Origin of the sequence: Citrobacter sp. Cpo109 (assembly GCF_030332565.1) — a bacterium.
In the GTDB taxonomy this organism is placed as follows: domain Bacteria; phylum Pseudomonadota; class Gammaproteobacteria; order Enterobacterales; family Enterobacteriaceae; genus Citrobacter; species Citrobacter portucalensis.
Genome location: NZ_JAOWHQ010000057.1, coordinates 378,043 through 396,271 on the forward strand (window position 1 = coordinate 378,043; position 18,229 = coordinate 396,271).

The following is an 18,229-nucleotide window of genomic DNA, read 5'->3' on the forward strand; positions in this document are numbered from 1 at the left end:
CAGATGGTATCCCATGTTAACTTTCCGCTCTTTTGTGCTGGTTTGCGCCAGCATGTTGTTTGCGTTTTCTGCTCAGGCCGACCGCACGATCACCGATCAGCTTGGTCGACAGGTCACGATTCCTGACCACGTGGACAAAGTGGTCGTGCTGCAACACCAGACGTTGAATATTCTGGTTCAGCTCAATGCCCAGCAGGACATTGTTGGTGTGATGTCGAGCTGGAAAAAGCAGCTCGGGCCTGAATTTGCGCGCTTTATGCCGACGATTACTACATTGCCGACGCCAGGCGATCTCACCAGCGTGAACATCGAAAGCCTGTTGGCGATTCATCCGCAGGTGGTTTTTGTCGCCAACTATGCGCCCGCGGAGATGATCCAGCAGATTCAGAACGCCGGTATTCCGGTCGTGGCTATCTCGTTACGTAAGGATGCCACCGGGCAACAGAATAAAATGAACCCGACCATGGCCGATGAAGAGCAGGTCTACAACGAAGGGTTGAAGCAGGGTATTCGCCTGATCGCTGACGTGGTTGGGCGCAAACCGCAGGCCGAAACGTTAATTGACTACATTTTTGCCGCGCGGGCTAAATTCAATGCGCCGGTTGCAACAATCCCGGATGCGCAAAAAGTCCGTATTTATATGGCTAACCCCGACCTGATGACCTACGGCTCCGGGAAGTACACGGGACTGATGATGCAGCACGCGGGGGGATTAAACGTGGCGGCTGCCAGTGTGAAAGGTGCCCATCAGGTTGCGCTGGAGCAGGTATTAGCGTGGAACCCGCAGGTGATTTTTGTCCAGGATCGCTATCCGCAGGTGGTAACTCAGATCCAAAACGATCCAAACTGGCAGGGGATTGATGCGGTGAAAAATCATCGCGTCTGGTTGATGCCTGAATATGCCAAAGCCTGGGGCTATCCGATGCCGGAAGCGTTGGCGATCGGTGAACTTTGGATGGCCAAAAAACTGTATCCGGATGCCTATAAAAACGTGGACGTTGATGCGCAGGCCCAGGACTACTATCAACGTTTTTATCGTGTGAACTGGCAGCCTGATGCAGCTAAATAACCGTATTTTGCCCCAGCAACCGCTCTTAATCGTTGTGGTCCTGTTGCTGGGCGTCAGTTCGCTATGCCTCGGACAGTATCCGCTGTCGTTAAGCGAGGTGTTTTACCACCTGACGCACTATAGCGACGCTGAGGGAATAGGCAGCCAGGTTATCTGGACAGTCAGGCTACCGCGTATTCTGATGGCACTGCTGGCGGGGGGCGCGCTTGGGTTATGCGGCGCGACGCTGCAAGGGGTATTTCATAACCCTCTGGTCGACCCGCATATTATCGGCGTGACGTCGGGGGCGGCCTTTGGTGGAACACTGGCCATCCTGCTCGGTCTTTCGCCCTGGCTGATGATGGGATCAACGTTTTTCTTTGGTCTGACAGCGTTGATCCTGGTGTATGCCATTGCTGCGTTACAGGGGCTGGAGAATACGCTGGTATTGATCCTGTCGGGTATCATTTTGAGCGGTTTTTTTGCCGCGCTGGTGAGCCTGATCCAGTATCAGGCTGATACCGAAGAGACGTTACCTAATATTGTGTTCTGGTTGCTTGGCAGCTTTGCGACGGCCAACTGGCATAAAGTGCTGCTGTTGGCGGTTCCGGTCGGTATCGCCGCGACGGTTTTGTACCAGCTACGCTGGCGGATAAACCTGTTATCGCTCAATGACAAAGATGCCAGAGCACTGGGCGTGGCGGTGGTTCCTCTGCGACGCAGCGTTTTAGTGTGCTGCGCATTTTTGGTCGCCGCTCAGGTGGCGGTCAGCGGCAGTATTGCCTGGGTTGGATTAGTGATTCCTCATCTGGCGCGTTTGCTGGTGGGGGTTGATCATCGTCGTTTACTACCGTGCGCCTTCTGGTTGGGGGGCGGTTTTATGATTGTGGTGGATGATATTGCCCGTACCCTGATGCACGCGGAGATACCGTTGGGGATCATTACCGCATTGTTCGGCGCGCCGTTGTTTGCTTTCTTACTCATTCGTACCAGACGTCGGGAGAAATCATGATACCTGCCGCACTGCGTGTACATCAGCTTACTTATGGGTATCGCGCGCCGTTATTTGAGCCGCTAACGTTCTGTTGCCAGAAAGGTGAGATCTGGGCCGTGCTGGGACGCAACGGCCTGGGTAAAAGTACACTGCTCGATACGTTAACCGGCACGCTGCCTGCTATAGGCGGGAGTATTGAAAATAACGGTGGGATAGGGATTGTGGCACAGCATAGCCATCTGCCGTTTCCGTACGCGGTCAGCGACGTGGTGTTGATGGGGCGAGCACAGCACGTGAAGCTGTTTGCGCAACCCAGTCCGCAGGATCAAAAAAGATCAATGCAGGCGTTAGAGCAGTTGAATATCGCGCATCTCGCCTCCAGCTCTTTTGGCTCACTTTCCGGCGGGCAGCAACAGTTGGTGATGATTGCCCGGGCTCTGGTGACGGAGTGTCAAACGTTGTTACTTGATGAACCGTGTTCCGCGCTGGATCTCGCCAATCAGCAGGTGGTGCTGCAGTTAATCAGCGATCTGGCCCATCAACAGGGATGCAGTATTGTCTTTTCGACCCACGATCCGCTGCATGCGTTACAGGTTGCTTCCCATACTTTGCTGCTACTCCCTGAAGGGAAATGGCGGGCTGGGCCCACGAACAGCATTGTGACGGAGGAGAATTTATTCCTGGCTTATGGCTTAACGCTGCGAAAACTCAGCGTGGAGAACTATCAGACGCCGTTTATCGCACCGTTGTTTTCTATTCGTCGTTAAGCGGTAAGAATCCTGCGGCGCTAAGAAATTCCTGTCCGGCGCGGGAGAGTATGAATTCAACCAGCGCCATGACTTCATTGGAAGCATCAAGCACCGCCAGTTGGTATTCGCAGCGAATATTGTGCTCATCGGGAATAGCCACGTAATGTACGTCGGGCATCGCGCGCAGCGCGTGTGCGTAATGCGCGTAACCGATAAACAGATCGGCCAGTCCCTGGCGCAGGATCCAGGTACTCGCCAGTTCTCCTTGCGGGATTTTTACCGTATCACGACCACCCACCAGTGGGATTGCGCGCGTCCGAAGCTGTTGCCCGAGCCCTGGTTCCAGTACATCCATATTGTCGAAAAATGCCCAGGTATAGTCTCCGGAAGGGTCGCAGCCGGGCGTTGATGTACCTGGTCGCAGAGTTGGGTCGCGGAGTAAATCCAGCCAGACACCGGTTCGGTTGCTGACAAGGCTCAGTTTGTTCCAGCAAAAGGTGTGCGTAGAGACGGCTTTATTACGTGCTAACAGGTTTTGCGGATGTTCCCTGTTGGCCGAGGCAAAGAGCGCACACGGTTCTCCCGCTTCAATACGCTCACGCAATAAACCGGCCGGACCATATTCAACCTTGACGTCTATTCCACTCATGTGCGTGAACTGGTTTATCAGCGGGGTAAATGCCGGGCGTAAACTGCCCGCGGCGAACAGGAGGATGGAAGAGGGCATAGTATCCTGGCTCTGACGAAAGACATTATACGAAGAAGATGAATGATACGCGTTGAGCATGGAATTTAGAATGATTTAGCGCAGTGCTATTGAATCATCATGGGAAATGACAAAACTGACGGATACAAACTGAAGATAAAAAGATAGTTTTGAAGTGAAATAGCACCAAATCAAAGGGATATGATTTGGTGCGTCCGAGTGGACTCGAACCACCGACCCCCACCATGTCAAGGTGGTGCTCTAACCAACTGAGCTACGGACGCAAAATGGTGCGTTCAATTGGACTCGAACCAACGACCCCCACCATGTCAAGGTGGTGCTCTAACCAACTGAGCTATGAACGCAACGTTGTAGGTGACAACGGGGACGAATATTAGCGGCACAGACCGAATGAGGCAAGAGGGAAATAGCATTTTTCTTCCCGATCTCACGCGATTGCAGAGTAATTAAGCAAGTTGATTATATTTTGTTGATTTTGCAGCGTGTTTTTTATTCAGACAGCGAACTGGATCATACCAGGGTCGGTTTGAATTACAGAGGCGCTCAGACTTTAAGCACTGTAAGGATGGTGGTTTCTATTTTCTCTGGGGTAGTGAAGGGTGCAAATCGCTTAAGCGGCTTGCCGTCACGCCCGATCAGGAACTTAGTAAAATTCCACTTGATCCGCCCACCCAGCACGCCGGGTAATTCGTCTTTCAGGTAACGAAATACCGGGTGCGTAGCAGCACCGTTGACTTCCACTTTCTCAAACATCGGGAAGCTCACACCGTAGTTGATGTGGCAGGTTTGCGCGATTTCGTCGGCTCCACCGGGCTCCTGGTTACCGAACTGGTTGCAGGGAAAACCAAGCACCACCAGACCCTGCGCGGCGTACTTCTTGTAGAGCGCTTCGAGGCCTGCATATTGTGGAGTGAAACCACAATGGCTGGCGGTATTAACCACCAGAACCAGTTTGCCTGCGTAGTCGGCCATATAGATGGGCTGGCCATGCAAACTGGTGGCAGTCAGTTGATGAAAGGGGGCCATGCCAGAATCCTCAAATAAGATAGCATTACTCATGTTGCCCGCGAGTGACAGGCTTCGCTGCGTATCTATTTATTATGATCGCAACTTCAGGATTAATAAACTTGCCATTGGTGCAGGGCAAAATGAATGAAGCACATTTGCGCTGGTGTATTCTCGATGATGGCTGTCGCGGCAGTGGATTGGATTGGGCAGAAAACTGATTCAAGAGGTGATGAACTTTCGCGAAGAACAGAAATTCTCTGCGGTTCGATTATGGACATTCCATAATTTATTTTAACCAACCTGACGAGCGTTCCATTCGTCGCGCGTGATTTCCCAAAGTTCAGAATCCAGCAAACCGCTGACATACTCTTTCTTTTCCGTTTTGATAAGCCGCATGCCGCTACTGTCTGAAATACGTATGGAACGGATATTGAGAGAGGCTTTCGGCGCACGCAATACCGTCCTATTTAACGTATTAAACCAGTAATCCGTAGCGACATTACTGGCTTCACGCATAAAACCCTGCCCCTGATATTCCGGAGCTAACCAAAATCCACGGTTATTATCCTCAACGTCATAAAGGCAAATTAAACCTATGAGAGCGTCAGGGGCCTCACGGAGTCTGATAGTCCAGATCCACGCAATCCCTTTTTCCATATCAGGCAGGGCAACGTTGTTGACGTAATTCTCCGCACCGTTATCAGGATAGGGCCAGGGTACTGAGGAGACCATATAGCGAACTATCTCCCAGCGGGGATAAAGCACCTGAATCTGCGAGGCATCTTCGGCTTCTAATGGTTTTAACAGCAAGCGTTCCGTATGGAGTTTTGGTATTTTCATATGCACTTTCCTACTCGGGCAAGATAAGAGAATCAATGTGGGGAGGATTTTGAAAAAATATTAATAACCAGAACCCCAGCACAAATAAGAAGCATACCTGCGATCGCCGGAAAATCTAGCTTTTGCCCGCTTATTAACCAGCCCAAAAGGCTGATTAATACGATTCCAGCACCTGACCAAATTGCGTATGCGATACCCGTTGGAATGGTCGACAGAGTTTGGGAGAGAAGATAAAAGGCTGTGCAGTAGCACACAATAGTTGCTACAGATGGCCATAGGCGTGTGAATCCGTCAGAGAACTTCATCAGGGTTGTACCTATGACTTCAGCTACGATGGCCCCGGCAAGGAAAATGTATGAATTCAAAATCTGACCCCATGTGACAATCTAAAGCAAATATCGTATCACAAAGGGGTGGGTGAGTTTGAACACAGCCCAAACTACTACTGAAATGCCCGTTTCATGGCATCTAGTGAAGCGCCGCAAGGTCCGCTGTGAGCGAACAGCAGACGTTTGCACTTCCCCCCCCACAACGGCGTTAGCATAAACAGTCAGACATGGGGGTTATGTGGACTGGCAGCACAGTCTTACCCTAAATTTCATAAATCTGAAGATCAGCTTCCTGGAATACTTCAGCATATTTTTTGCTCACCCCCCCCTCAATGACGAGCACATCTATCTGGCTGCTACTTGCAACGACATAGCGAGCGGCCGCAGGGATCTTGTCGGATGTTAATCCCACAATCACTTCGCTGCACTGTCTGATAACCGCTTTCTTGAACTCACAATCAGCATAATCGAAACCAGTCAGACCTGATTCTAACGACATTGCACAACCTCCGATGAAACCCTGATCGAAGATAATTGCTTTAATTTGTTCAAGGGCAGGACTGCCAACACACCCTCCAGATGAGCGTTGAACCGCTCCACCCAACATGATGACTTCGCATAACGGTTTTCTTAATAGAATGGCAGCTATTTCTGGCGAGTTTGTCACCACAGTTAAAGCCACTGACTCCGGAAGAGCTATGGCCATAGCAAGATTCGTCGTGCCTGAATCGATAAAGATACAGCTATTTGCTTTGATAAGTTGCGCGCACTTTTGCGCGATCATGCTCTTTTCATCTGTTTTTGTAGTTGTGCGATCAGCATAATTCCCTACTTCAGGCAGTGTGGCCACAGCCCCACCGTATACCTTTTTGCAAACGCCATCCTTACTAAGCTCATGTAAATCACGGCGAATTGTGTGTTCTGACACACCTAGTTGAGCAGAAAGCTCGACACAAACAACCCGTCCTTTTTCTTGTAAGAGCTCACGAATTAGGGCTTGTCGTTGATCCGGAAAAGCTGCATAATCGAGCACGTTAACTCCTAAGTTCATTTAAACGAGCAAGAGGGTGCATGATCGTGCATTCATATTATCTGTGTCAACTCCGTTGATTTACATTACTCCCCGGCGCATAGGGGATTCATAAATCAACATAAATTTCAGCTGGTTAAAGCATGTTTCGACCGTGCCCCTTTATCTCATTATCAGAGCAACATTTGTGTATCCATGAGTCAGGCTGGTGCAGTGCGAAAATGCGAAAGACCGCTCTCGTAACGAACGCAAAGCGAGCACAAGAATGAACGAAAAAGTTGCAACACGATGCATATTCTTCATCGCAGGATTGGCAACGTCAGCCTGGGCTGTGATGGTCCCTTTTGCAAAAATTAATACTGGAGCTAACGAGGCAGTTTTGGGTGTTTTACTCCTGTGCCTAGGAGGGGGCGCTATTATTTCTATGCCCCTTGCAGGGCCTCTCACAGCTCGCTTCGGCTGTCGTAAAATTATCGGCTGTGCAGTATTGATTATTCTGTTATCCATGCCGTTTTTAACATTAGCCAATGACCCCGTTTCACTTGGCCTTCTTCTACTCACGTTCGGCACTGGGATTGGCCTTGCCAACTGCGCCATGAATATTCAGGCAATACTGGTAGAGAAAAACGAAAGCATCCCACTTATGTCCGGTTTCCATGGGATGTATAGCGTAGGAGGTATTGCGGGAGCTGGCGTAATGACCGGCCTGCTCACTGTTGGTCTGAACATTCACACAGCATCATTGTCAGTCTGTCTCATTATCTTCTTGTTGTTAATAGCCAGTTACAGACAACTTCTTACCTATGCCAGCCCAGCAGAAGGCCCATCATTTTCCTTTCCTAAAGGAGATGTCCTGCTCTTAGGTGTCATCTGCTTTATCGTTTTTCTGGCTGAAGGAACCGTACTTGACTGGAGTGCTGTTTATCTGTCGGAAGTAAGGCAAGTTGCGGATTCTCAGGCAGGTCTCGGTTTCACTTGCTTTGCTGTCGCTATGACGGTGGGAAGACTTAGCGGTGATGCGGTCATTAGTCGCCTTGGCGCTTTGCCTGTCGTCATTTACGGTGCAATTCTGGCCTTTTTCGGTTTTTGCCTCATTATCCTGGTTAGCTCAATTCCCGCACTCCTTGCCGGCTATTTCTTTATAGGCGCAGGCTGCGCAAACATTGTACCTGTTATGTTCAGCCAGATTGGCAAAGAGCAGAGCATGCCGCAGGCAGCTGCAGTTCCAGCTGTGACTACGATGGGGTATATCGGCGTACTTGCAGGACCAGCCATGATTGGTTTTATTGCCCACCGAAGTTCTTTGCCTGCTGCCTTTATCTTTGTAGCGGCACTCATGATTCTCGTATTAATGCTAAGTCTGGCATTAAGTAAAACACTAAAATTGCACCAGGAGATTTAAAGTGAAGCGTATTGTTTTGTTTTCTGGTGGCAGTGCATGCCGTTCTCTGAATATTGCGCTTTGCCACCATCCAGTTTCTTTGACTCGTATTGTTCCTGCGTGGGATAGCGGTGGAAGCTCACGATCAATTAGAGAAAATATCGATGTATTATCTGTAGGTGATATCCGCCAGGCGCTAATGACCATGGCCTATGGTGAAAACTGTTCGGGTGATATCGTTCGCATCTGCAATACCCGTTTATCATCCGAGGGGGAAACTCAGGAAGCTTTGAGAGAATTTCAGGCTTATGCGGAGGACAGACATCCTTTGCTTGAGCGCCTCGATACTGGATTGAGAGGCGCAATTGTTAATTATCTCCAGATTTTTTCTACCACGGTGGGTGTCGCATTTGACTACCGTAATGGCAGTATCGGGAATTTCATCTTAACCGGCGCCTATTTGGCACATAATCGGGATATGAATACCGCGATTTTTGTTTTCAGAAAACTCTGCGGCATTACAGGAGAAGTCTGGCCTTCTTCACTCAATAATGATCTTGTGCTTTCCGCTAATCTTAATGATGGGCAGCATGTTTCACCTCAGGACAGAATTACCCATCTTTCTAGGCAACAGGCGGAGATTGGCATCAATTCTGTCACATTGCAAACGTCCAACGGAAGCAATGCTCAGGTAAATACTGCCGTGCTGGAAGCCATAAAGAACGCGGATCTTGTCGCTTTCGGTCCTGGCAGTTTTTATACCAGTATCATGCCACATCTTCAGGTTAAGGGCGTAATCGCAGCCATAGCAAAAGCAGGATGCCCCGTAGCACTGATCGCTAATATTTTAGAATGCCGTGAGAGTCATGGACTGGGTTTGCAGGATGTTGCTAATCGTTTTATCCAGCAATGGCACAATGCAGACGCATCCATTGCCTTGCCTGAGTTGATGGTTCTGGGAAATCAGAGATTTCTTTCAATTGAAAAATATGTGGGTGAATTTGCCTATCTCTCGGATGAAATCAATGAATCAACCCGCTACACCTGTGTGCTGGATGAGTTTGAAGATGTCTGGGTGCGTGGTAAACACGATGGTGAAATACTTGCAAACAGGCTATTGTCTCTGGTTGAAAATTAATCGGAAAGAAGTCTTTTTGATTGATAAGTTGAATGCTTAGTTCGTTATTACAACATACGTGGAGTTCGAACGATGAATCATCATATTGGTGAAGTTATTCTTGATGAAGAAAGTATTGCTGTCGGTGTCAGTCGTGTGGCTGAGCAGTTGAACAATGACTACACCGATGCTGTTGTTATAACTGTTGTTCCAGGCGGTATTCTCTATACAGCAGACTTAACAAGAAAGCTGAAGTTTGATGTAAGCATGGATTACATATCCTGCCCTCACACACCTGGGGAACGAAATAACAACTCCACTATTGTTTACCATCAAAATATTGAGATTGAAAATCGTCATGTCATTCTTATTGATGATGCAATAGAATCAGGTGGTACAATGAAGCGCCTTATTAAATATATCTTAGATAATTTCAATCCAGCATCCCTGTCTGTTGCCGTCCTCTTCGTCAAACCTGGAAGAGTGAATATTCCTGTAAAACAGTATTTTGCCTATGAAATGGAGAGTGATGATCTACTCATTGGCTATGGTATGCCATGGGATAATAAATATCGCAATCGGCCCAATATTACTAAATTAATGAAATAACCAGTCGTGCACTTATGTTAAGTGGGGCTCGGTTACGGATAAATTGCCTTTAATGGTTAATTTTCTGGATCACTTTTCTGTGTGCTCGCAGATTCAATTCCCGCCAGCCCCACAAAAACAGTCAGTTAAGAAAAGTTACAACACTGACAGTAGACCGAAACAATGTCCGCTGTTGGCACTAAGCTGTCGTAAGAGAGGGCACTGTTTATCACGTAAGATTTGATTAGTTGAAGGTCATAAGTACGGATGATCAAATCGGTGATGAGAATGAGATGTGCAAAAGGCAGGCATACAACAACTCAAAGACTGAACAATGTGCGATGGCTCGAAATGAGCTATGGAAATATGTTAATGAGAGGAATGAATGATCTGTGTGGTTATGGAGTAGTTTTACCATATTCGAAGGCGTGATTTTGGAGGTAGATTGGGGCATAAACAGGGACACATTAATAGCTGCTATACCCTGACCCTTAAGTTTAATATCTTACTGATCTATATGTATTTAACTTTGTGGCTGATTGATTTTTTCCTGCGTAATTGCAGCGTGTTTTTCGTGCAAATAGCGTAACAGGGCGTCATTGCAAAAAACACCCAGCGCATTGGCTCACTGACCGAAAAATCTGTGAGTTAATAAGTTAACGTAATCACTACAGTGTCAGTATAACCCCCTGGTGATGGCCATTTCTGTGCTGGGACGGAACCGTAAACCACCAGGCTCTGCGCTTGCCCATCAGCGGAATACTGTTTTTCCGGATTGCCCTGCGTCCATTCCATGGAGTGTGCTGCATCCTGATACAGCGCATAGTTTACGCACTCACCGTTATGACACATTGAACGCTGGTTCCCCTTGGGGTGCAGACCATGACCGATGCTGATGGAATAATCCGTCCCGGTTGGGCACTGGACAGTAATATTCGCCGTGGATGTCGCCTGTAGCAAATCGCTCTGAGCGGGGCTCTTGCTGCCGAATGCCATATCATCCACGTTGACAACTTCACAGCCGTTTTTCACCGTAGCAGAGGCGCTAATCTGGTCAGTAATTGTTGTACCATTCAGGGCGCCACAGGCCGGGAGCGCTTGTAATGAACTGGCTGAGGTGTATGCAATTTGGATTGCTGTGGCGTAATCATAGTATATCCCGGCGCTGACATTAGTCTGACCAGGGTTTATCTTGCCGATAAGCGGTATGTCATGTTCAGCGGTTCCGCCTGTAGACAAAGCAAAATCGATTTGAGCATACACGTTGTTGTTTTGACTCAGCGGTGAATGTTGATTGTAAATCGAGTAGACCGAAAAATAGAGCGGGGTACTTGAAGGTTCGTTCTGGCTCATCGCCAGCGGATTGTTCGCCATAACCTTTAGACAGGCGCGGACATACTCGACCTGACCGTCGTAATTATTACAGGTAAACGAAAGTCGGGTTGCGGTTGTCTCAGTTTGTCCGGGGGTGACGGTACCAAAATCCAGTCCAGAAGGGCTACCATTCCAGCAGTTAGCGGCCTCGGCTACTGGGCTGAATTTAAACATCATCACCACAAAAAGGGCGATAAACCAAAGGGAACGAGTTACTGACATAGTGCGTTAATTTTCTCCACCGAATGAGAAGCGTAAAATTGTGATGGCAGTTTTAGCGAACAAGAGTTAGATGCCCACTGAACGTTCAGCGTTCCGCCTGTCGGGGGATCTTCCAGATAAATTTTACCTTCATAACCAACAATGGTTTGTGGGGTACCCTGACTGGGCGTCTGTCCATGAGTATCCTGCACGCTAACTTTTGCGGAGAAGGGCACATTTTTACCATCACGCGTAGTGACGGTTAGCAGAACGGCATGTGTGCGATAAATGTTAAAATTGGCGACGGCACCGCGCCCGGTTTGCGGGATCAGGATTTCATTAGTGTAGGGGGCGCGATAATCTTCATCGAGACTCAGAGGGTCGATGTCGATATGGTTTGCCTGGTACGGATTAAGGTTGTTCAGAAACAGCATGCCATTACTATCCGTATGGCCAACCGGGCGATGTTCGAGATAAACCGGCACATTCGGTACCTTAGCCGTATCTACGAGGGCGAAAGCGCTACCTAATTCGCGGGTGGCGTAAAAGTGCCCCATAAACAAACCTATGGCACCGGTCATTGAACCGTAGTAGTTATTTTCTTGTTCATCACGATTATAGCCTAACGCCAGATCGCTCCAGGTGTTGCGGCGCTGGAGGCTAGCATGGATGCTTCTATTTTTACCTTGTTGTGCAGAGAGATTCCAACCCCAGCCCGGTTTATTAGATTCCAGTGAGCGCGTTAGGTTAGCTTGTACGGAATTTCCGTCTTTATCATGGTTATCCTGGATTGAGAGGTAATCCTGATGACGGAACAGTGGAATACTGAACGTGACGTACACGGTAGTGTTGTGATCGTCGCTAAGTGCTTGTGTGACGCTGGATGAAATGTTGATCTGGTTATCAAAACTTTTTGACCAGGATAATCCCAGATAGCGTTCTGCATACTGAGGGAATGTCTGGCTGACCCAACTCGCACCGAAAGTGCCCGTCATATCAAACGACACGCTGGCAAATGCAGAATCTTCACGGGTGGCAATATCATTATCTGCTATAGATGAAATATCGCGAAACCCCCTGGTGGCCCGTGAGTGTGAGAGCGAGAAATTAAAAATCTGATTGTTCCACTGCCAGCCGGAACCCCATTGGTTGCCACTATTGGCCTGATAACGGCTGGTGGCTGCGTTGGCATGTAGCGTCCCCAGTGACGGAGAGAGCAAATAGTCCCAACCGATCCCCTGATTATGCAGACTGCCACTCTGTTCGGTATGCATGCCGATGGTGGTACTGTCGTTCAGTCCGTGACGCCAGTCGCCCACACCTATCAGTTGCGGGTCATAGGCAAAAGAACGATAGGTATAGTCTTCACGCACCCAGCCCAGGCTCATACCCCAGGTTGTAAGACCATCAGAAAGGAGTTGGTTGGTGCCGTACAGATTCAAATCCACCACGCGTTGTTTACCATTCACATCGGTGATGACCACCTGCGCACCTTCGCTGCCGGTAAAAATCGGCGCTGTGTTAAGCGTAAATTGTCCGGGCTGAACTTTCTGCGAGGAGGTTCTGATTCCTCTGACGTACAGATCAACCGTGGATGGGAGCGTAACACTATCGGTCAGGATATCCTGCGATGACGTATTGAAGGTGGGTTGGGTACTGTAGTTATGCGCAAGGCTAACGCCGCCAAAACGAACGCTATTCGTCCATGATTGCGAGGATGTAAAACCATCGCCAATCCTGAGTGTGAGCAGTTTATCCACGTTTTCGTAGTTCCAACTGCTCATCAGGCGATGAGTACCAGTTTGTGTCTCGTTGCTGCTCGACTCCTGCGTGTTAAAAGAGGTCGAGAAAAAGCCTGGGCCAACGCCAAAGGTGCGAAATTCGCTATAGGCTGAAGTCTCTTGTATGCCGTCTTCATTGCTGGCAAATAAATCGTAGTTAAGTGCCAAACCCCGCACTTCAGGTGATAACTCGGACATACGGATAAGGCGCGAGCTATTGCTATTGGAAAGATGGCTTTCTCTGTCGAGCCAGTTTTTACTGGCAGTAATAATCAAGCTTTGATTCAGGTTGTCGAAGGTAACACTGAGGCCATCTTGTGAACTGATATCAAAATACCCCTTTTGTTTCGGCAGGGATGACACTTTCAGGTTAAGCTTATCCATATCTTGAGCAGCAATATAAATCTTATTGTTGCTATTTTTGGCTTTGATAAACCCCTTAACTGGTTGATCATTTATCGTTGCAGTCAGATACAGTGTCTCATTTTCTGCTGACTGGACAGAGGGACATACCAATAAAAAAACAACAATGGATTTAAGGTGTAATGTTAATGATCTGCGTTTTAGCATTGTCATTCAAATTAAGTGATAAAGATGACGCAGTAGTTATTCCATTCGGTAACGGCCATTCCTTTTCACTATGTGGTAATACATACCCGAGTAATCCATTGCTCATGGCAACACTTCTCTTGCCAGAAAAAATAAAAACATCGCTTAATTTAACATGCTGTGTGCCATTGTTTTTTATTTTTAACATTAATGGATGAACTGAACGATCGATTGATACATCTAGTTGACTACTGATGGGTTGGGTATCTTTACAATTAACAAATACCGGGATGGAATAACGCAGCAAGAAACGAACCCCATCTTTATCAGCCATATTATTTTCACCAGGGAGTTCATCAACGATAATACGGTAGGCCTGCTCGTTATCACCACTACCTGGCGTTGTTAAGATAACCCGGATCAATTGCTGGCGGGAGACCGGGATTGTGGTCATAGGAGGGCTAACCATTACGTCCTGGGTCTCGGTCAAGTTGTCTTTATTATTTTGCTGTTTCCACGCATAGACACGGATCTGTGCCCCGATAGTGGCGCTACCTGTGTTACGTACATAGATAGCCTGGGCGGATTCTTTACCACAGAATCCCAGAGTGACCGGGTACACCTGCAAGGTGGCAGCGTATGAGTTTATTGTGCAGGCCAGGCTCAAGACGCTAACACCAACCCATAAAATAAATCGCTTCATATGCTGCACCTTTAATATTAAATCAATATGTAACTGTTAATGTAACGGTATCGGTATAGTCCCCAGCAGAGGCCTGTTTCAGGGCATTTGCCGTTACTTTCCCGAAGATGGGCAATGCTTGCTGTTCACCGGTACCGATAGCTGAAATACCATTATCAGCCAGAGAAGTGCCGCCAGGATGGTCGGTAGAAAGGGTATAGGCTACTTTTTTTGCATCGGCGGTGTCGTTAGAACTCATTTCGAAATCGTGAGTTTTATCCGTTCCGAGCATATACCCTGTGCCGTTTGTACAGGTTACATAAGCTTTGGCAGAGGCTGTAACAGCCCCATCATTACTACCGTGTGAGCCAAAATCCATATCATCAACGCTGACCTTGCATGATTTTTCGACGGTCAGTTTTACCGTCATTTGGTCGCTAACGCTGCCTGAATCATCTGCAAAGACAGCGGATGAAAATAAAATGCTAATCGCAGTCAGAGATAATGCAGTGGCTTTACGGTTAATCATTTTAAAACTCGCTAAGGTTATATAATCGATTTTATAAGGGTGGGGAAAGGCGAGGAAGGATAGAGATTACTGGTTAATTTTGATTATGTAATTGTGCTATGTGTAAATCATGTAAATGGCTGGAAAGGGTATTTACATTCAGTAGGGAATCGTTGAATCACAACCTCGGGTGTCACGTGATATGAGTTGAATTAGCGCCATAAAGAGTCATCCCTCCCGATGCTTATTTCCCACCGGGAGAGACATCAATCCAGATTAGAACACCGGCAAACCCAGCCCTTGCTTCACTTCTCTTAATGTCTGCTGCGTAATCTCGTGCGCCTGCTCGCTTCCTTTTTTGAGCATCGCCATCAGCATGCCTTTATCCTGAATGTAGGTTGCACGCCGCTCGCGCATTGGCGCGATGAGTTCTTGCAAGCACACTTCCAGCTCGTTTTTGCATGTCCGGTCACCCAGTCCACCCCGTTGGTAATGCGCTTTCATTTCCGCCACTTTTGCTTTATCCGGATGAAAAGCATCGAGGTAAGTGAATACCATATTGCCGTCTATTTGCCCTGGGTCGGACACTTTCAGATGATTAGGGTCGGTGTACATTGCGCTGACTGCGCGGTGAATGGTTTCTTCGCTGGCTGACAGTAGCAATGTGTTACCAAGCGATTTTGACATTTTAGCGTTTCCGTCGATCCCTGGAAGGCGGCTGGTTTCACTCAGCAGCGCTTTGCAGTGCGATAGGACGGGGGCCGGTAACAGGCTATTCATCTTGTGCACGATTTCGTTAGTCTGTTCAATCATTGGCAACTGATCGTCGCCGACGGGAACCACTTCCGCTTTGAAGGCCGTAATATCTGCCGCCTGACTGATGGGATATACCAGAAAGCCAACCGGTAACGAGCGGGCGAACCCTTTCTGTGCAATTTCGTTTTTAACAGTAGGATTACGCTCTACGCGAGCCACGGTGACGATGTTCATATAAAGTGCGGTTAACTCAGTGAGAGCAGGCAGTGCTGATTGCAGACAGATGGTGGTGAGTGACGAGTCTATTCCTGCGGCAAGATAGTCGGCAAGTACCTCGGGAATATTGTCGCGGATCTTTTGCGGTGTGCTGCCGTTATCGGTCAGCCCTTGCAGGTCAGCCACCAATATAAACTGCTGATAATCGTGTTGCAGCGTGGCGCGCTGGCGCAATGAACCCACATAATGGCCAAGATGCAGCGGGCCGGTGGGACGATCGCCAGTGAGGATGATGGTTTTATTGTTCATGTAAGACTCCTTAGTCATAAAACCGAAAGGGGTCTCTAAATGCAAATAACCGCCTTTCGGCGGTTATTTAAAATGAGGAAAACACATTCTGACCGCCTTTAAGAAGGCAGCCACCACAGGTTGTGATTAAAACCGTTGATATCGTGTTTTGTGTTCATCCAATTAACATACCACCTGGCGTAGAGGTAAAGCAATGCCCGAAGTGATGGGACATATCAGCTTGCTTCCAGCATGCCAAAGCTCACAATGCGCGAACGTCCCAACTCTTTCGCGCGGTACAGTGCGACATCTGCGGCGCGTAACAGGTTGTCGCTCTGGGCGTGCTGCGGGTAACTGGCGACGCCAATAGAGACATCCACGTGTCCAATATCGGAAACGCCAAAGCGCAGCGACAGTTCGCGTACACCGTTGTAGATTTCCGTCGCAAAGCGGTTAGCGGCCTGTTCATCCGTATTGGCCAGCAGCACCAGAAACTCTTCACCGCCATAGCGGAAGGCCATGCCGTTGTCGTGGACCACGCGCTGAATAGTCGCGGCGATACTTTTAATCACGCTGTCGCCTGCCTCATGGCCAAAGCGGTCGTTAATACTTTTAAAATGATCGATATCGATCATCAGGCAACTGATCGGTTCTTTGTTACGCACTGCCTGGCTCATCTGAGTACGTAGTGTATCTTCAAGATGATGACGGTTGCGCAGTCCGGTTAGCGGGTCGTAGAGCGCTTTCTCCAGCAGGGCGTCACGCAGACGCTGGTTGGCTAATGCGAGGCCGAGTGCTTCTGCCATTAGCTCCAGATACGCACGAGAGGGGGCGGAATCATCGCTAAGGTTCTGGAATGAGAGCAGGCCGATGGCTTCGCCCTGGGCAATCAGCGGGACGCACAGGGTATGCTGCTGGCATGACTCTGGCAGATGGTAGCAGGCGATATCGGGTTCGCCTTGTACCGGAGGATGGCTCTGGCCGCGGCGCACAGCCCAGCATTCATCCGGGTGGAACGCATCCGCTTTGCCCTGCGGTGAAAGCCATTGTGCAACGCAGCGCATTTGCCAGGGTTCCTGGTCCAGTATATAAAGCCGCCCGGCAATCCCTGGGGCAATATTCGGTGCAAACAGCTCCGCCACATTGATGACATCGGCAAAATTCTCGCAGCCCTGCAGACGCTGCGTCATACGTGCCAGCAGATCGCGGATTGCCCAGTCGGCATCTCGCTCTTTCTCCAGTCTCTGACGAGCCAGACCGTTCTCGCGAAATATCCGGATCGCCTGCGCCATGTCGCCTATTTCATCTATCTGGTTAAAGCTGGGCGTCTCAACGGCATAATCCTGCGATGCGAGACGGTTTACGACATCGCTCAAACGCACGACGGGGCGCAGGACGCGACGCTTTAGAATGAAACCGAGAACGAATAAAAACAGCAGCGCCGTCAGGCCGACCATCACTTCAGAGGCTGTCCGCAGCATGCGGGATGACTGGGTTGCATCTTCAATTGTATTGCGTACGCGGTTATCGAGCAGTTGGCGGAAATGATCTATCCGGTCCTGGGCGCGTTCCAGTTCCTGTTCATAGCTTTTCCCATAGAGCAGGGCAATAGCCTGCGACTCTTCTGCGCGCGCGACGCTGGCAAGCGCCGCAGCTTGCTCGTCCTGCAGGGCATCAACAATCTGTAGCCCTTCGTGCAATAGCGCCAGCTCTTCATCCGTTGCCCCAAGGTCTTTGAGCTTTGACAGCCGATGCTCAACAGCTTTCAGCGTCGCTTCTTTCTGACGGTAGGCGTTAAGCACCTCAGGATCTTTTGCAATAACATAGTCGCGCGCCAGGTCGGACAGCGACCAGGCATCGAGTTCGACTTCTTCGGTAAGTTGATCGAACTGATAACGCTGTTCTACCACCTGGCGTTCTGTGTTATCGGCGCTGGATGCCATCAGCATGACAACGCCTGAAGCGATGGTCAGGCATACCGTCGCGCTATAGGCCCAGTTGGTGATTGTGGCAATTCGCACTGATTAGTTCCTTCTGCGACGATTAATGAATACGCATGATTG

General features: G+C 48.9%; 17 protein-coding genes and 2 tRNA genes. 6 read left to right on the plus strand and 13 right to left on the minus strand.

Going from position 1 to position 18,229, the window contains the following annotated elements; genetic code table 11:
* Positions 1-13 precede the first annotated feature (13 nt).
* The 3 genes from OGY71_RS12650 to OGY71_RS12660 are packed head-to-tail and all read left to right on the plus strand — an operon-like array spanning position 14 to position 2,809.
* Positions 14-1,069, plus strand: a complete 1,056-nt coding sequence (locus OGY71_RS12650; RefSeq protein WP_286613379.1) for an ABC transporter substrate-binding protein — start codon at positions 14-16, stop codon at positions 1,067-1,069.
* Positions 1,056-2,060 (plus strand): FecCD family ABC transporter permease, encoded by a 1,005-nt coding sequence (locus OGY71_RS12655; protein ID WP_286613380.1) that lies wholly within the window; start codon positions 1,056-1,058, stop codon positions 2,058-2,060. Before OGY71_RS12650 ends, OGY71_RS12655 begins: the two co-directional genes overlap by 14 nt.
* On the plus strand, positions 2,057-2,809 hold the full coding sequence (locus OGY71_RS12660) for an ABC transporter ATP-binding protein (RefSeq protein ID WP_126956269.1): 753 nt from the start codon (positions 2,057-2,059) through the stop codon (positions 2,807-2,809). Before OGY71_RS12655 ends, OGY71_RS12660 begins: the two co-directional genes overlap by 4 nt.
* On the opposite strand, the gene OGY71_RS12665 is transcribed toward OGY71_RS12660, so the two are convergent.
* The 7 genes from OGY71_RS12665 to OGY71_RS12700 form a co-directional block, all read right to left on the minus strand.
* Positions 2,796-3,518 (minus strand): substrate-binding domain-containing protein, encoded by a 723-nt coding sequence (locus OGY71_RS12665; RefSeq protein ID WP_003832717.1) that lies wholly within the window; start codon positions 3,516-3,518, stop codon positions 2,796-2,798. The genes OGY71_RS12660 and OGY71_RS12665 overlap by 14 nt on opposite strands.
* Before the next feature lie 186 nt (positions 3,519-3,704).
* Positions 3,705-3,781, minus strand: a tRNA-Val gene (locus OGY71_RS12670).
* Between the two features lie 4 nt (positions 3,782-3,785).
* Positions 3,786-3,862: transfer RNA gene (locus OGY71_RS12675), tRNA-Val, on the minus strand.
* Between the two features lie 199 nt (positions 3,863-4,061).
* Entirely contained in the window at positions 4,062-4,544 is a 483-nt protein-coding gene (locus OGY71_RS12680; RefSeq protein WP_286613381.1) for a glutathione peroxidase, read from the minus strand.
* A gap of 273 nt (positions 4,545-4,817) precedes the next feature.
* Positions 4,818-5,366 (minus strand): GNAT family N-acetyltransferase, encoded by a 549-nt coding sequence (locus tag OGY71_RS12690; protein ID WP_003832720.1) that lies wholly within the window; start codon positions 5,364-5,366, stop codon positions 4,818-4,820.
* A 32-nt stretch (positions 5,367-5,398) separates the two neighbouring features.
* Positions 5,399-5,731, minus strand: a complete 333-nt coding sequence (locus tag OGY71_RS12695) for an EmrE family multidrug efflux SMR transporter (protein WP_284969241.1) — start codon at positions 5,729-5,731, stop codon at positions 5,399-5,401.
* Positions 5,732-5,957: 226 nt separating this feature from the next.
* On the minus strand, positions 5,958-6,728 hold the full coding sequence (locus tag OGY71_RS12700; protein ID WP_003832721.1) for a DeoR/GlpR family DNA-binding transcription regulator: 771 nt from the start codon (positions 6,726-6,728) through the stop codon (positions 5,958-5,960).
* A 262-nt stretch (positions 6,729-6,990) separates the two neighbouring features.
* Between OGY71_RS12700 and OGY71_RS12705 the strand changes: the two genes are divergently transcribed.
* The 3 genes from OGY71_RS12705 to OGY71_RS12715 all read left to right on the plus strand — a co-directional run bounded on the left by OGY71_RS12705 (position 6,991) and on the right by OGY71_RS12715 (position 9,832).
* Positions 6,991-8,127: an MFS transporter gene (locus OGY71_RS12705; protein ID WP_286613382.1), complete on the plus strand. Its 1,137-nt coding sequence runs from the start codon at positions 6,991-6,993 to the stop codon at positions 8,125-8,127.
* A gap of 1 nt (position 8,128) precedes the next feature.
* The gene (locus OGY71_RS12710; protein ID WP_003832723.1) at positions 8,129-9,244 is read left to right on the plus strand and encodes a gluconeogenesis factor YvcK family protein; all 1,116 of its coding nucleotides are present in this window, start codon (positions 8,129-8,131) and stop codon (positions 9,242-9,244) included.
* 72 nt (positions 9,245-9,316) lie between these two features.
* A complete protein-coding gene (locus OGY71_RS12715) occupies positions 9,317-9,832 on the plus strand; it encodes a phosphoribosyltransferase (protein ID WP_003832724.1) in 516 nt (171 codons plus the stop codon).
* Between the two features lie 627 nt (positions 9,833-10,459).
* On the opposite strand, the gene OGY71_RS12720 is transcribed toward OGY71_RS12715, so the two are convergent.
* The 6 genes from OGY71_RS12720 to OGY71_RS12745 all read right to left on the minus strand — a co-directional run bounded on the left by OGY71_RS12720 (position 10,460) and on the right by OGY71_RS12745 (position 18,187).
* Entirely contained in the window at positions 10,460-11,407 is a 948-nt protein-coding gene (locus OGY71_RS12720; protein ID WP_063941535.1) for a Csu type fimbrial protein, read from the minus strand.
* Positions 11,398-13,551 (minus strand): fimbria/pilus outer membrane usher protein, encoded by a 2,154-nt coding sequence (locus tag OGY71_RS12725; protein WP_231133691.1) that lies wholly within the window; start codon positions 13,549-13,551, stop codon positions 11,398-11,400. The genes OGY71_RS12720 and OGY71_RS12725 overlap by 10 nt, the downstream gene beginning before the upstream one ends.
* Before the next feature lie 151 nt (positions 13,552-13,702).
* Positions 13,703-14,419, minus strand: a complete 717-nt coding sequence (locus OGY71_RS12730) for a fimbrial biogenesis chaperone (protein WP_003832727.1) — start codon at positions 14,417-14,419, stop codon at positions 13,703-13,705.
* 22 nt (positions 14,420-14,441) lie between these two features.
* On the minus strand, positions 14,442-14,927 hold the full coding sequence (locus tag OGY71_RS12735) for a Csu type fimbrial protein (RefSeq protein ID WP_003832728.1): 486 nt from the start codon (positions 14,925-14,927) through the stop codon (positions 14,442-14,444).
* A 255-nt stretch (positions 14,928-15,182) separates the two neighbouring features.
* On the minus strand, positions 15,183-16,187 hold the full coding sequence (gene trpS / locus OGY71_RS12740; protein ID WP_286613383.1) for a tryptophan--tRNA ligase: 1,005 nt from the start codon (positions 16,185-16,187) through the stop codon (positions 15,183-15,185).
* 215 nt (positions 16,188-16,402) lie between these two features.
* Complete coding sequence (locus OGY71_RS12745) at positions 16,403-18,187, minus strand: diguanylate cyclase (protein ID WP_286613384.1); 1,785 nt, start codon at positions 18,185-18,187, stop codon at positions 16,403-16,405.
* Positions 18,188-18,229: the final 42 nt, after the last annotated feature.